We start from the raw sequence: 12,462 nt of genomic DNA on the forward strand, positions 1-12,462 counted from the left end.
CGAAAAGGCATCCAGAATCCTCCTCACGACAATAGGGGGTCGAGATTCTCGAAGAGAAGAACGGAAGCCCCTGCCGGGGTGCGGTCCTTCGCCCAAAGGAGAAAGGCTCCGGCCGCGCTCCCGGCAATGGATGGAACTCCCCAAAGCAGAACGCTGCGATGTTTTGGAATCCGGCCTGGGGTCTGCCTCTGCATACGGATGGAGGGGGTATGGGCGGTTTCTTGCCTTACCGGCACGGGTCGACAGGGCAGAATGCGGATCCGCAGCAACTGCCGGGAGCGCGAGTAGGACCATCCAGGAGGTGTCGGCATATTCTCCGCCATGATGCTGAAAGACCGAGGGCCTGAACGTGGAAGAGAGCGAAAGGATCGGGTTACTCTCCATTACCACCAATGTTTTTTTGGCTGCCCTGAAGTACGGTCTTGCTGCCCTTTCGGGCTCCGTCGCCCTCCTTGCCGACGCCATCCATTCCCTGTCGGATGTGATCTCGGCGGCGACGGTCCTGGCCGGGATCAAGATATCCAAGCGGAAATCGAGGGCATTCCCTTACGGCCTTTACAAGGTGGAAAACCTCGTCTCTCTGATCTCTTCCCTCTTCATCCTCTTTGCCGGCTATGAGATCGCAAAGACCGTCTTCCTGGAGAAGCAGTCGATGGATCTCAATCGTCTCCCCCTGGCGATGGCCGGAGTAGTTGCAACCATGGTGATCACGCTCCTGTTTTCCAGGTACGAATTGAAGCAGGGCAAGAGGATCGGATCCCCGAGCCTTATAGCCGACGCCCAGCACATCAGGACCGACATGTTCTCTTCCGGCGTGATCCTGGTGGGTCTTGCCGGGAGCTGGCTGAAGGTGCCCCTGGACAGGGCCGCGGCCCTGGTCGTGGTCGTTTTCGTCGGCAGGGCGGGCATCCGGATATTCCTCGATTCCATACGGGTCCTTCTCGATGCGTCCCTGGATTTTGAAACCATGGACCTCGTGAAGAACACGATTCAGAGTGACCCCCAAGTCGAGAGGATCAACGGCCTCTGGGGGAGGAACTCGGGGCGCTTCAAGTTCATCGAGGCGGATATCTCCCTCCGGATCAGGAATCTGGAAAAGGCCCATCGGGTGAGCCGGAGGATAGAGGAAAAGATCAAGGAGAAGGTCTCCCATGTGGACCACATCCTGATCCACTACGCGCCTGCAGCAAGAGAGACCCGGGTATGTGCGGTCCCTCTGGAAGAGGATAGAAGTACCCTCTCCTCCCACTTCGGGGATGCCCCTGTATTTTACATCGCCGTAGTGAAGACAGACGACAGGACCATTCTGGAAGAGAAGTTTCTCAAGAACCCTTTCTTGAACGAGGAGAAGGGCAAGGGAATCAAGGTGAGTGAGTGGCTGATCCAGCAGGGAACGGACACGGTCTTCACAAAGACAGAGTTCAAGGGCAGGGGGCCGAGTTATGTGCTCTCGGACGGCGGCGTCGATATCCACATGACCCGGTCGACGGTGCTCGAAGAGGTCCGGAGGGAGCTGGCGACCCTTTCCACTTAGGAGGAGACCATGGGACGGGAGACACGACCACAGGGCCGGCTGATCTGGCTAGTCCTCCTGTGCATGTGGGCGAGCACTGCGGGCTCTCGTGCGGCTCGGGCGGGAAGCGGCAGGATCGGACTCGCCGTCGAATTCAATACCCATGCGGCCTGTGCGTACGTGGCCAGAGACAAGGGCTGGTTCCGGGAAAAGGGCCTCCACCTGGCTTCCTATGAAACCTACAAGACCGGCTTGGCCCTCGCCGCCGCCCTTGCACGGGGCGACATCCAGGCCGCCTATATCTGCCTTGCCCCGGCACTGCTCTGCCGCGGCAGGGGGATCCCGATCAAGGCGGTCCTCGGCACGCACCTCTACGGATACGGCCTGGTGGTCCAGCAGGGGATCTTCTCGGTCGACGAGCTGGGTGGAAGGACCATCGGCTGTGTGAGAGAGGGAAGCCCGGCCGACCTCCTCCTGCACCTGATGATCGAACGCTATCATCCCGAATCGCTCAAGGTCAGGAGAATGGGGCCTCTCCAGTTATTGACGGCCATGAAGACCAGGCGACTCGACGGCGCCTGGCTCCCCGAACACTACATGACGATGGCACGGGTTGCAGGGCTTTCCGTCCTACTCAAGAGCCAGGATCTCTGGCCGGGCATGCAGGGGAGTGTCCTGGTGGTCAAAGAGCAACTCATCAGTCAAAGGCCCGGTGCGGTCCGCGCACTGGCCGAGGTGACCAGGGACTCCACGGCGTGGTTGAACCGGCATCCGAGACAGGGGGCGGCAATCATGGGCTGCGTGCTCAAAATCCCCCCCGAGGTCGCCCTCGAGTCGATGGGAAACCTCGACTACAGGGCCGGCATCGACCCGCGGGCCGTACAGGACGCGGTGGATCTCATGTTTAGGCTCGGGTACCTCGAAAAGAGGATCGATCCGGGTCTGTTCCTCTACCGGGTGGAATCTGCGGAGGACATTCAATGAGAATGAGAATACCGAGAGGGGTCCTGCCGGTTTTCGTCCTCCTCCTCGGCTGGGAGGTCCTGGCGAGAAGCCGCCTGGTGCCCGAATATCTCTTCCCCCCTTTCTCCAGGGTACTTGCCACGGCGTTCGATCTGGTCGGATCCGGGGAGTTGGGAAGAGATCTGCTGAGCAGCCTCATCCGTGTGGTTGCGGGGTTTCTCCTCGGAGCCCTCTCCGGGATGGTGATGGGAATAGTCATGGGGTGGAACGAAAAAGTCGGCCGCTCTTTCGGACCTGTCTTCGGGCTGCTCTATCCCATCCCGGCTCTGGGCTGGCTCCCCCTTCTCATGATATGGGTCGGAATCCGGGAGGCTCTCCCGATCCTGATTATCGGAATCTGTTCCTTTTTCCCGGTTCTTTACAACACCTCAACGGGCATCAGATCTCTGAACCCGAGGGTCGTCCAGGCTGCAAGAACCCTTGGGGCCTCCGATCTCAGGATCCTCTGGAAGCTCGCAATCCCCATGGCGATCTCTCACATCCTGACCGGGCTGCGCCTTGAAGCCGGCATGGGTTGGAGAGTGGTCATCGCAGCGGAAATGGTGGCGATCCCCACGGGGATCGGGGCCTTGCTGATCAAATCAGAGAGCCTTCTCCGCGTGGACATCATCGTAGTCTGCCTCATCGTCCTCTCCCTGATGGGGCTTCTCTTCGAAAGGCTTTTCGCCTACCTCGAAGAGAGAATGACCAGGAACTGGAGATAGCCGTGGCTTCGATCGATCTCACAGGGATTCGCAATTTCGTCCTCAGAGGTGTCGATCTGAGGATCGAGACAGGGGAGCTCATGGTGATTCTGGGGCCCACGGGTTCGGGCAAGACGACGATGTTGAACGTAATCGCCGGCCTGTGTGAATACGAGGGCCGGGTCATGATCCAGGGGACTCCTGTGGAGGGAGTGCCCACCAGAAAGAGGAACATAGGGTACCTTTTCCAGGACCTGGTGCTCTTCCCGCACCTGGACGTGGCCTCGAACATCCTGTTCGGTTTGGAGGCCAGGGGGTGGCCCAAGGTGAAGCGCAAAGAGAGGGTGAAGGAGCTGTCAAAGCTCCTGAACATCGAACCCATCCTGAGCCGGTACCCGAAAAGGCTGAGCGGGGGTGAGAAGCAGAGGGTCGCCCTGGCCCGTGCCCTGGCTCCGGAGCCGGGTATTCTTCTGCTGGACGAGCCCTTCAACAGCCTCGACGTGAGAACAGCCAAGAGGCTGCGCCTCGAATACCTGAGGCTCCAGCGCAAACTCGGCATAACCACGGTCTTTGTCAGCCACAACCTCGCGGAGGCCGAGGAGATGGCCGACAGGGTCGCCGTGCTGGAAGGGGGGATACTGAGGCGGGTCGGCCCTCCCGACGAGGTTCTTCTGAACCCTTTCGGCGAAGGAGAAGGCGATTTCATAGGGGCACCAAACGTCTTCGACTGCCGCCAGGCCCGGCTCTTGAGCAACGGACTCCTGGAAGTCCATTCCGATGGGGTCTCGATCGTGGTCCCCTACGAGGGGAATTTCCCCCGGAAGATCGCCATCTCCCCCTGGGACGTCTATGTCTCCTGCAACAGACCACCGGGTCCTCGACTCAACCGATACACGGGGAGGATCCGGAGCGTCTCCCGGGTGGGATCGATAAGAAGGCTCCAGGTCGAGGTCGACGGCTCCTTGATCCTGGCCGAGATTCCAGAAGACATATACGAGGGCGAGGGTATGACCGTCGGCAGGGAGGTCCACGTGATTTTCAAGATACGCTCCCTTCGAAGTTACTAGAGGAGGATCCTGTGGATGTGTACGGCATAATGAAGCAGAAATTCCTGGAGATGATAGACCTGAACGGCCTCGGCTCCGAAAGGATCAGAATAACCGCAACCCCTCTCACCCCTGAGGAAGCGATCGGCAACCCCGAAGATCGGGACTATCCCCTGCTCAAGGGCAAGGAGAGGATCATGGAGGCGGAGTTCAGAGGAGCCCGCGGCCATGCCTTCACGGATATGTACGGTGACTTCTCCGGAACCCTCGTCGAGGTGGCTGAAATGGCTCTCAAGAACAACTTTCGGAGGGCGATCTTCATATCGAGTCTCAACGCGTTGATGAGATATATCGGGAAGGCGGACCGGACCGTCCACTGCAAGGACCAGAGCCCGCCGAGGTGTGCCAGGGAGCTGGTCTCATACATAGAGAAACGTTTCGGCCGCGGCGCCAGGATAGCCATGGCCGGATTCCAGCCCAGGATGGTCGAAGCCCTGTCCGGGCGGTTCGACGTGAGGGTTACCGACATGGACCCGGACAATACAGGCAAGACCCGCTTCGGACTTCTCGTCCGAGGCCCGGACCAGACCGCCGAGAACCTCTCCTGGGCCGACATCTGCCTGGTGACAGGCACGACCGTAACCAACGGGACTATCGTGGATTTTCTGATCGAAAAGCCCACGATCTTCTACGGGGTGACTATCGCAGGGGCAGCGGTCCTTCTCAAGCTGAGGCGCTTCTGCCCTCTCGCAGAGTAGGAGCCCAGGGCCGGCCCGAGGGACCCGGCACCCGGCCGTTCTCTTCGGATCGGCCCGCAGGCAAGGGGCCCCCCTTTCCACCCATGATCCATGGAGCGTGAGATGAAGATCTTAGACCAACTGATCGAAAGCCTCGGGGGGAGGGATCACCCTGTCCGGGAGGTACGTTGCTGTGCCTTCTGGACCGCGGTCACGACCCGGCATACGGGACTCTCCACAACGTACCGGGCCCTCGAAGGGGAGGCAGACACCCACCAGTCCGGAGTGAGGGACGTGGGATTCCTCACGGAGAAAAACGCCCTGGAACTCGTCGAGTACGCCAGGTCTCACAACACCCTGGAGGCCTCCATCGGCATGGCCGCCATCAACTCTCTCATCGAGGTGGATGTGGCCAGATGCGTGGATCTCAATGCCTACGACGTGCTGCTCGAAAAGGGCAGAGGCCGCAACATCGCCGTGGTCGGTCACTTCCCCTTTGTGCCGAAGCTGAAAAAGGCGGCGAAGAATCTCTGGGTCATCGAAAAAAGGCTGCGCCCAGGGGATCTGCCTGAAAGCGAGACCAAGCGCATCCTTCCCCGGTGCGATGTGGTCTGCATAACGGGGACTGCCTTCATCAACCACACCATCGAGGGGCTTCTCTCCCTGTGCCGGGAGAGCTTCGTGGTCCTGACCGGGCCAACCTCGCCGCTGACACCCTTGCTCTTCGATTATGGAATCGATGTGATCTGCGGAACCCGGGTGGTCGATTCCGAGGAGGTTCTGAGATTCATCAGCGAGGCTGCCACCTTCAGGCAGCTTCACGGCCATGGGGTCAGGCTTCTCAGCCTGACCAGGGAGCCCGGGGAGAGATAAGCCGCCCCGGGATTATCGAGCGATCCGCCATGGCTCCACCTTGAACCGGTGAACAAGAAAGGAGGCTCTGGTGAGCGGGAAAGAGATCCTTGAAAAGGTCCGAGTCTTGATTCCACACTGGATTTCCCACAACGAGGAGCACGCCCAGGAGTATCGGAAATGGGCGGACAGGCTGGAGGCGGAGGGACTGGGGGAGATCGCAGGTCCGATCCGAGAGGCGGCCGACCTGGTTGCGGGATCAAATCGCCGGTTTCTCACCGCTCAGGAGAGGCTGGGCACCCGGGAGAAGCAGTAAGGATCTCCCTGCCCTCGTGAAAACATCGAGGAGTCTTCCCGGATCCCTCCTGGTGCGGCCGCGGAGTGGGTGAATAAGGCCGCATGTGGCCTTTGGCAGCATTCAGGGGAGAGTATTGGCCGCAGCCCGTTTTCTTCCCTGAAAGGAGAGGCGGGGAATGGATATGGAAGAAAACATCAAGCTACTCGAGATCGGCGACAGGGCCCGGATCACCCGGATCGACGGGCCGGGCCTCAGGGAGAGGCTTGCAGGAATCGGAATCAGGGAGGGGTTGACCGTGGAACGGCTGGCCCCGCCGCCCTCTTCAGGTTGCACTGAGATCAGAATCGGCCGGAGAAAGGTCACCCTCGGCCTCGGGGTCAGCATGAAGGTGCGGGTGGATCTCAGCGGGAGATCGGCGGGCCTTGCCGAAATGAATCCCGGAGATCGGGCCCCTGTCTCCAACATCCAGGGCGGCTGGAAGATCCACGAGATCCTCAAGACCCACTTCGGAATCGAGCCGGGAAGAGTGATCCAGATGGTAGGGTCCAGGCCTGACAGGGATTTTCTGGTAGAGATCGGGGCAAGGAGGTCGAGCATCTGTGAAGGTGATGCATCCAAGATCCTTGTGACCAGGGGAAGGAGAATCCAGCTGAACTACCTGGATGCCGGAGAGGAGGCCAGGGTTTCGGCCATTGCTGCAGGATCTTCTGCACGCTCCATGCTCAGAGAATTGGGTATCGAAGAGGGTGTGGTGATCAGGATCGTCGAAGTCACCCCGAGCGGTTATGAAAAACCAGAGGCCCCTCTACTTATCAGAGCCGGCGACAAGGAGCTCGCTATCGGATCCGGTATGGCCGAGAAGATCTGGGTGGAGGCGAGGAGGGGTTAGCCGCTGTCCGGGGAGACGTCACTGTCCGGAGCCACCGCATTTCAAGGGGAGGCCTCTCCCTTCAATGGCCTCATGATCAAAGGAGGAGCCGGGGAAAAGGAGGAGAAGAACATGGCTGGGAGAGTAAGAATAACCATCCTCTGCGAAAACACCGTGGGAGCGCGCATCGGGAGTGCTGAACACGGATTTTCGGCCTATGTCGAAACAGCCGGGGGAGAGTGGCTCTTTGACACGGGAAGCGGCCGGTTTCTCGTCGACAATGCCCTCTGCTTCCGAAAGGACCTGACAAGAGTGAGCAAGATATTTCTGAGCCACGGCCACTACGACCACACAGGAGGCCTGCCCCAGGTACTCACTCTCAAGGGAGACGTGGAGGTCCACGCACATCCGGACGTCTTTCTCGACAGGATCGCCCTACCGGAACAAGAGGGTGGCAGGGTGCGGTACGTGGGCCTTCCATACAGGAGGCCCTATCTGGAAGGGCTCGGTGCCCAGTTCACCCTGGCCGCGGAGTTCCTCGAGGTAGCAGAGGGCGTGTTTCTCACAGGAGAGGTTCCAAGAACAACCCCATTTGAAAAACCCGACCTCAGACTCCAGAGCAAAACAGGCCAAACCTACCAGCTCGACCGATTCAAGGACGACCAGTCCCTCGTGATCGACACGGCGCAAGGGCTGGTTATTGTTTTTGGTTGCGCCCACTCCGGAATGATCAATATCATCCACCACGCCATCAAAAAGACGGGAAAAGACAGAATCCGCGGCCTCATCGGAGGGACGCACCTCGACTTCCTGGGGCCGGAACAGCTCGAGGCCTCGATCCGCGCCCTCCAGGAGCTCCAGGTTGCCTCCATCGGTGTCTCACACTGCACCGGCCTCAGGGCGGCAGCCCGGCTTTCCCAGGTCTTTGGCGACCGGTTCCGATACGGCCATGTGGGGGCTGTCTTCGAATTCTGAGAGGCGGGCCCATCGGGGGAGAAGGAGAAGGCCAGATGGTTTTCCGTTTCAAGAGCATAGGAAAGATTCACACGCCTTACAAAGAGAAGGCACCCTACCAACCGGTGGATTCCGATCCCGGGGATTTCCGTGTCGTTCTGCTCCCCAGGTACGCTGCGGGCCTCTCCGAGCTCGCCTCCTTCCGGTATATCTACCTCATCTACTACCTCGACCGCCTGGAACGGGAGGTATCCATGATGGTCAGTCCGCCCTGGGCCGGAGGAAAGGAGGTTGGGGTCTTTGCCAGCAGATCGCCTGTCCGGCCCAACCCCATCGGCCTGAGCGTAGTCCGACTCGTAAAGATAGTGGAAAACCAGGTCTTCACCTCCGGCCTCGATGTCTTCGACGGTACGCCCTTGTTGGACATCAAGCCATACATCAAGGATCTCGATTCCAAACCCGATGCCAACCAGGGCTGGGTCGACAGGATGGAAGGCAGGGAACATCTCTCCCTGCACATCCGGGGTATTCCCCATGACTACTGAGGGGAGTATCCACCACGCCCCAAGGGGTTAGGTCTCGATAGGCTGTTAAGAGGGAGGAAGCCGTGAGCCGCAAGGAAAAACTCGTCGTTGTGGGGGGCTCGGCCGGTGGTCCGAGCGCCGCTGCCAAGGCCAGGCGGGTCAACCCGGATCTGGAGATCGCCATGTTCGAGCAGCTCCGGTATGTCTCCTACGGGGCCTGAGAAACCCCCTACCACATCGGTGATGTGGTGAGGGACCCGGAGAGGCTGATCGTCAGGACCCCGGAGCAGTTCAAGGAGAGGCAGAATATCGATGTCTTCACCGAACACCGGGTCACCAGGATCGACACCGGGCAGAAGCTGATTGAGGTGGCCGACCTCAGGGATTCCAGCCTCCGCCTGGTCTCCTTTGACAGACTCATCATCGCCACCGGAGCCAGATCCAGGGGGTTTGATCTGCCCGGCGGCACCGCGGAGAACGTCTTCACCCTCAAGACCGTCCAGGACGGGTATGACATCAAGGCCTTTCTCGACGGCAGAGGACCGAAACGGGCCGCCATCCTGGGCGCGGGCTATATCGCCCTCGAGATGTGCGAGGCCTTTGTCCGGAGGGGCCTCGAGACCTCGATCCTCTACCGCGGCAGACTCCCTGCAAGCAACCTCGACGTCGAGATCTCCGAGATGATCCTGAGGGAGATCGAGGCAAGAGGAGTCCGGTTTGTTCCCGACTGCCATGTAGCTTCCCTGGGCACAGCCGCAACGGGCGGGGTCGGCCGCGTGGAGACCGACCGTGGATCCTACGACGTGGACCTGGTCCTGGTGGCCCACGGTGTCGTCCCCAACGTGGAACTGGCCCGTAAGGCCGGAATCTCCCTGGGAGAGACCGGGGCCATCAGGGTCGACTCGACCCAGAGAACCGACGTGGAGGGCATCTACGCCGCAGGAGACTGCTGCGAATCTCTCCACCTGGTCAGCGGCAGGCCAGTCCATGCTCCCCTGGGAGACATCGCCAACAAGCAGGGCCGGGTGGCGGGAGAGAACGCAGCCGGTGGGCGGGCGACCTTCCGCGGTATCGTGGGATCGATCGCCTTCAAGGTCTTCGATCTGGAGGTGGCCTCCACCGGATTGAGCACCAAGGCCGCACGGGCTCATGGATTCCACGTGGAGACCCAGATGATCGAGCACTCCTCCAGGGTAGGTTACATGCCCGGGGCGAAACCCGTGACGGTGAAACTCGTCTTCGACCGCGAAAACGGAAGGCTCCTGGGGGCACAGATGGCCGGCAAAGAAGGAGTGGCCCGAAGGATCAATTCCCTCGCCGTTGCACTTCATCAGGGGATGACGGTCGACGAGGTGGCACGGCTCGACTTTGCCTATGCACCGCCCTTCTCACCCACCTTCGATCCCATCCTGATCGCCGCCGAACAGGCCTCAAAGAAACTCTAGGAAGGGCCCTGCCCTCTCGGCCGCAACAGCCCCGACCCACGGAAGGGGTCGGGAAGGGGTCAAGTCTTTTTTTGACGATTGTTGGCTAGTTATTCCATGAATACAACTAGTTATACTCGACCTCCGGTTGATGGTGCAGGAAAACACGGGACGCATCCGGGCATGATCGTCCGGAGCGTGCATAAACCGCGAGGAGAGTCTTGTCCTGACTTCTCTACGGCGATCCGCGGCAACGCGCTAGGAGGCCTCGACGACCTTTCAGATTGCCGATGATCTCCTAGCCATGCAGATGCGACGACCACGCCGCATCCGTTCCCACTCACCGGAGTATCGTTCGTACAACGAATTCTGATGATAGACCGCCGGCACGTTCTGCACGGGTGTCCCCTTAGGTGTATGAATTTCTTGCACATCCATGAGACCACGAAGCTCTGGGAGACCGCTCCGCGCTCGGGCCAGGGCCTGCTTGGCGGTCTTTGGATTCATCGAAGGTTGGTATTAGCCCTTCTCGTCGACATTCAGGTCTTGACTATGCCTCCCCCCTGAATTACGAAAGAATATACCAACTCATAGTTGAGGCGGAAAGCCCTAACCTGTCCAGCGAGCCCGGGTAAGTTCAAGGGAAATCCTGCGCTTCATGGGCTTCAAAAACATGACATGGGCCACCTTCTACTAAAAGGAGGACGGGAACCGATTATTCTTCATATGACGTGTGGACAAGGACCCTCGAGACGGGTCAGTGAGTCACATTACTCATTCAATGCCCCGTGTTAACGAAAGGATGAACCTTATGTGCGCTTCGAAGTCGCTTCCAATCAGACGCAAGGTTTGGCGCCAGTGCGGATGATGGAATCGTCATACTCATAACTGCTTAGGCTTTGAAGATGGGCTGGCCGGAAGTATGACAACCATAATGACATTGACATAAGAGAATCAGAGGAGGCTGAAAACATGACATTCAAGCTACGGATCGCAACGTTTAATCTGGAGAACCTCGACGACAAGCCCGGCCAGAAGCCGACGCTGGATGAGCGCATCACCTTGATACGACCTCAGCTTGTCAGGCTAAATGCCGACATTCTCTGCCTCCAGGAGGTCAATGGCCAGGAGGAGCCAGGACAGCCCCGTCGTCTGTTGGCCCTGGAGAAGCTTCTCAAGGAGACGCCGTACGCCGCATACCATAAGGTCTCGACGATGACTGCGGACGGCGTCCATGTCTACGACGAACGGAACCTGGTCATCCTCAGCCGTCATGAGATCGCCGAACATCATCAGTGTACGCACGATTATGCCCCTGCCCCGCGTTACCAAAAGGTCACAGCGGTGCCCCGAGAGGACGAGGCCAGTGATGTGACGTGGGAGCGACCGATCCTCTATGCGGAGATCAAACTCGACGACAACATGGTTCTCCACGTCATCAACCTCCACCTGAAGTCCAGATTGCCCTCGTACATCGAGGGACAGAAGGTGAACACCTACACCTGGAAGACCGCTTCCGGCTGGGCCGAGGGGTTTTTCCTCTCCTCCATGAAGCGGGTGGGACAGGCTCTGGAGACACGGATGCTCATAGACGGCCTGTTCGATGAGAGCGAGGACGCGCTGATTGCCGTCTGCGGCGATTTCAATGCAGAATCGGATGAAGTCCCTGTTAAGGCCATTCGGGGCGATGTTGAGAATACAGGCAATGGCAGGCTGGCAAAGCGGGTCCTAGTGCCCTGCGAGCAGACTATCCCCGCACCGTCCCGTTTCTCACTGCTCCACCTCGGCAAGGGGCGAATGATAGACCATCTGCTCGTCTCGAGGACACTTTTGGAGTGGTACAAGGGTTCTGAGATCCACAACGAATTGCTTCACGACGAATCGATCGCCTTTGCCACCGAGAAGAAGTACCCTGAATCTGACCATGCGCCGGTCGTCGCCGAGTTTGAGCTGCGCCCAGAATAAGAGGCACATATGTGTGGAGGCCACCTATGAACTATCCTTTGTGATGATAGACCTCCCAGCCGAGATATCCGCCGAATGCTTCTTTGAGGAGATAACCTATTTTCCACAGGTCCATCGTAACGTGGTGTTCAACACCCTTCTCGCATATCATGGCAAGGAGTCTTTGTAATCTTGGAACCCAAATGACTCCGTATCCTCCAAAAGTGCGAACCGGATCATCCGCTATCTCCCCCTCGCCCAGGTATGCCTGAACGGCTCCCTACGAATCGCTGGTGGGACCAGGCAGCAGGTTACTGGGGTAGGCTTGATTCTCCCGACAACAGTGCCATAGGTGTTCTTCTTATCGACCTAACCTGCAATGATCCGCCGATAGTCCATAACGCCTTTGCCGTCGAACAGATACTGTCGCAGATTACGGCAATGAAACATCACGGCCTTGTCCGGATCGGCCGATATCCTAAACTTGCTGTAAAAGTGGTTTTAGGGGTTGAGCCTTAGCCAGGATGCGATAAGCTCTGGCAGGCAACAAAGACAAACAAAGGAGGCCCAACCCCATGAAGAAGGTACCACGTTCA

Annotated in this window: 13 protein-coding genes and 1 pseudogene; 13 read left to right on the top strand and 1 reads right to left on the bottom strand. The window is 59.1% G+C overall.

Translation table 11 applies throughout. From position 1 onward, the window contains the following. Positions 1 to 349: 349 nt before the first annotated feature. From JRJ26_03315 to JRJ26_03375, 13 genes are all read left to right on the top strand, one after another. Positions 350 to 1,534, top strand: a complete 1,185-nt coding sequence (locus JRJ26_03315) for a cation diffusion facilitator family transporter (GenBank protein MBW2056507.1) — start codon at positions 350 to 352, stop codon at positions 1,532 to 1,534. Positions 1,535 to 1,543: 9 nt separating this feature from the next. After that, entirely contained in the window at positions 1,544 to 2,497 is a 954-nt protein-coding gene (locus tag JRJ26_03320) for an ABC transporter substrate-binding protein (protein ID MBW2056508.1), read from the top strand. Next, complete coding sequence (locus JRJ26_03325; protein ID MBW2056509.1) at positions 2,494 to 3,240, top strand: ABC transporter permease; 747 nt, start codon at positions 2,494 to 2,496, stop codon at positions 3,238 to 3,240. The genes JRJ26_03320 and JRJ26_03325 overlap by 4 nt, the downstream gene beginning before the upstream one ends. 2 nt (positions 3,241 to 3,242) lie before the next feature. Next, a complete protein-coding gene (locus JRJ26_03330) occupies positions 3,243 to 4,286 on the top strand; it encodes an ABC transporter ATP-binding protein (protein ID MBW2056510.1) in 1,044 nt (347 codons plus the stop codon). A gap of 29 nt (positions 4,287 to 4,315) precedes the next feature. After that, positions 4,316 to 5,023 (top strand): hypothetical protein, encoded by a 708-nt coding sequence (locus tag JRJ26_03335; protein MBW2056511.1) that lies wholly within the window; start codon positions 4,316 to 4,318, stop codon positions 5,021 to 5,023. 102 nt (positions 5,024 to 5,125) lie between these two features. Beyond that, entirely contained in the window at positions 5,126 to 5,875 is a 750-nt protein-coding gene (locus JRJ26_03340) for a DUF364 domain-containing protein (protein MBW2056512.1), read from the top strand. Positions 5,876 to 5,945: 70 nt separating this feature from the next. Further along, positions 5,946 to 6,170 carry a hypothetical protein gene (locus JRJ26_03345; protein MBW2056513.1) on the top strand — a complete coding sequence of 75 codons (225 nt, stop codon included), beginning with the start codon at positions 5,946 to 5,948 and terminating at the stop codon, positions 6,168 to 6,170. Between the two features lie 157 nt (positions 6,171 to 6,327). Continuing rightward, the gene (locus tag JRJ26_03350; GenBank protein ID MBW2056514.1) at positions 6,328 to 7,041 is read left to right on the top strand and encodes a ferrous iron transport protein A; all 714 of its coding nucleotides are present in this window, start codon (positions 6,328 to 6,330) and stop codon (positions 7,039 to 7,041) included. Positions 7,042 to 7,152: 111 nt separating this feature from the next. Beyond that, on the top strand, positions 7,153 to 7,995 hold the full coding sequence (locus tag JRJ26_03355) for an MBL fold metallo-hydrolase (GenBank protein ID MBW2056515.1): 843 nt from the start codon (positions 7,153 to 7,155) through the stop codon (positions 7,993 to 7,995). A gap of 35 nt (positions 7,996 to 8,030) precedes the next feature. Continuing rightward, positions 8,031 to 8,519: a tRNA (N6-threonylcarbamoyladenosine(37)-N6)-methyltransferase TrmO gene (tsaA, locus tag JRJ26_03360; GenBank protein MBW2056516.1), complete on the top strand. Its 489-nt coding sequence runs from the start codon at positions 8,031 to 8,033 to the stop codon at positions 8,517 to 8,519. 62 nt (positions 8,520 to 8,581) lie between these two features. After that, positions 8,582 to 8,719: a hypothetical protein gene (locus JRJ26_03365; protein MBW2056517.1), complete on the top strand. Its 138-nt coding sequence runs from the start codon at positions 8,582 to 8,584 to the stop codon at positions 8,717 to 8,719. Between the two features lie 27 nt (positions 8,720 to 8,746). Continuing rightward, positions 8,747 to 9,943 carry an FAD-dependent oxidoreductase gene (locus JRJ26_03370; protein ID MBW2056518.1) on the top strand — a complete coding sequence of 399 codons (1,197 nt, stop codon included), beginning with the start codon at positions 8,747 to 8,749 and terminating at the stop codon, positions 9,941 to 9,943. A gap of 951 nt (positions 9,944 to 10,894) precedes the next feature. Beyond that, positions 10,895 to 11,887 (top strand): endonuclease/exonuclease/phosphatase family protein, encoded by a 993-nt coding sequence (locus tag JRJ26_03375; protein MBW2056519.1) that lies wholly within the window; start codon positions 10,895 to 10,897, stop codon positions 11,885 to 11,887. A gap of 31 nt (positions 11,888 to 11,918) precedes the next feature. Here JRJ26_03375 and JRJ26_03380 read toward each other — a convergent pair. Continuing rightward, a pseudogene (locus tag JRJ26_03380) lies at positions 11,919 to 12,140 on the bottom strand (fucose isomerase). Positions 12,141 to 12,462 lie beyond the last annotated feature (322 nt).

This window comes from Deltaproteobacteria bacterium, from assembly GCA_019308905.1.
Lineage (GTDB): Bacteria > Desulfobacterota > BSN033 > WVXP01 > WVXP01 > JAFDHF01.

Excerpts from the sequence above, each read along its gene's own strand:
- JRJ26_03375 (MBW2056519.1), top strand. The coding sequence starts at position 10,895 with ATGACATTCAAGCTACGGATCGCAACGTTTAATCTGGAGAACCTCGAC.
- JRJ26_03350 (MBW2056514.1), top strand. The coding sequence starts at position 6,328 with ATGGATATGGAAGAAAACATCAAGCTACTCGAGATCGGCGACAGGGCC.
- JRJ26_03355 (MBW2056515.1), top strand. The coding sequence starts at position 7,153 with ATGGCTGGGAGAGTAAGAATAACCATCCTCTGCGAAAACACCGTGGGA.
- JRJ26_03335 (MBW2056511.1), top strand. The coding sequence starts at position 4,316 with ATGAAGCAGAAATTCCTGGAGATGATAGACCTGAACGGCCTCGGCTCC.
- JRJ26_03320 (MBW2056508.1), top strand. The coding sequence starts at position 1,544 with ATGGGACGGGAGACACGACCACAGGGCCGGCTGATCTGGCTAGTCCTC.
- tsaA (MBW2056516.1), top strand. The coding sequence starts at position 8,031 with ATGGTTTTCCGTTTCAAGAGCATAGGAAAGATTCACACGCCTTACAAA.
- JRJ26_03325 (MBW2056509.1), top strand. The coding sequence starts at position 2,494 with ATGAGAATGAGAATACCGAGAGGGGTCCTGCCGGTTTTCGTCCTCCTC.
- JRJ26_03340 (MBW2056512.1), top strand. The coding sequence starts at position 5,126 with ATGAAGATCTTAGACCAACTGATCGAAAGCCTCGGGGGGAGGGATCAC.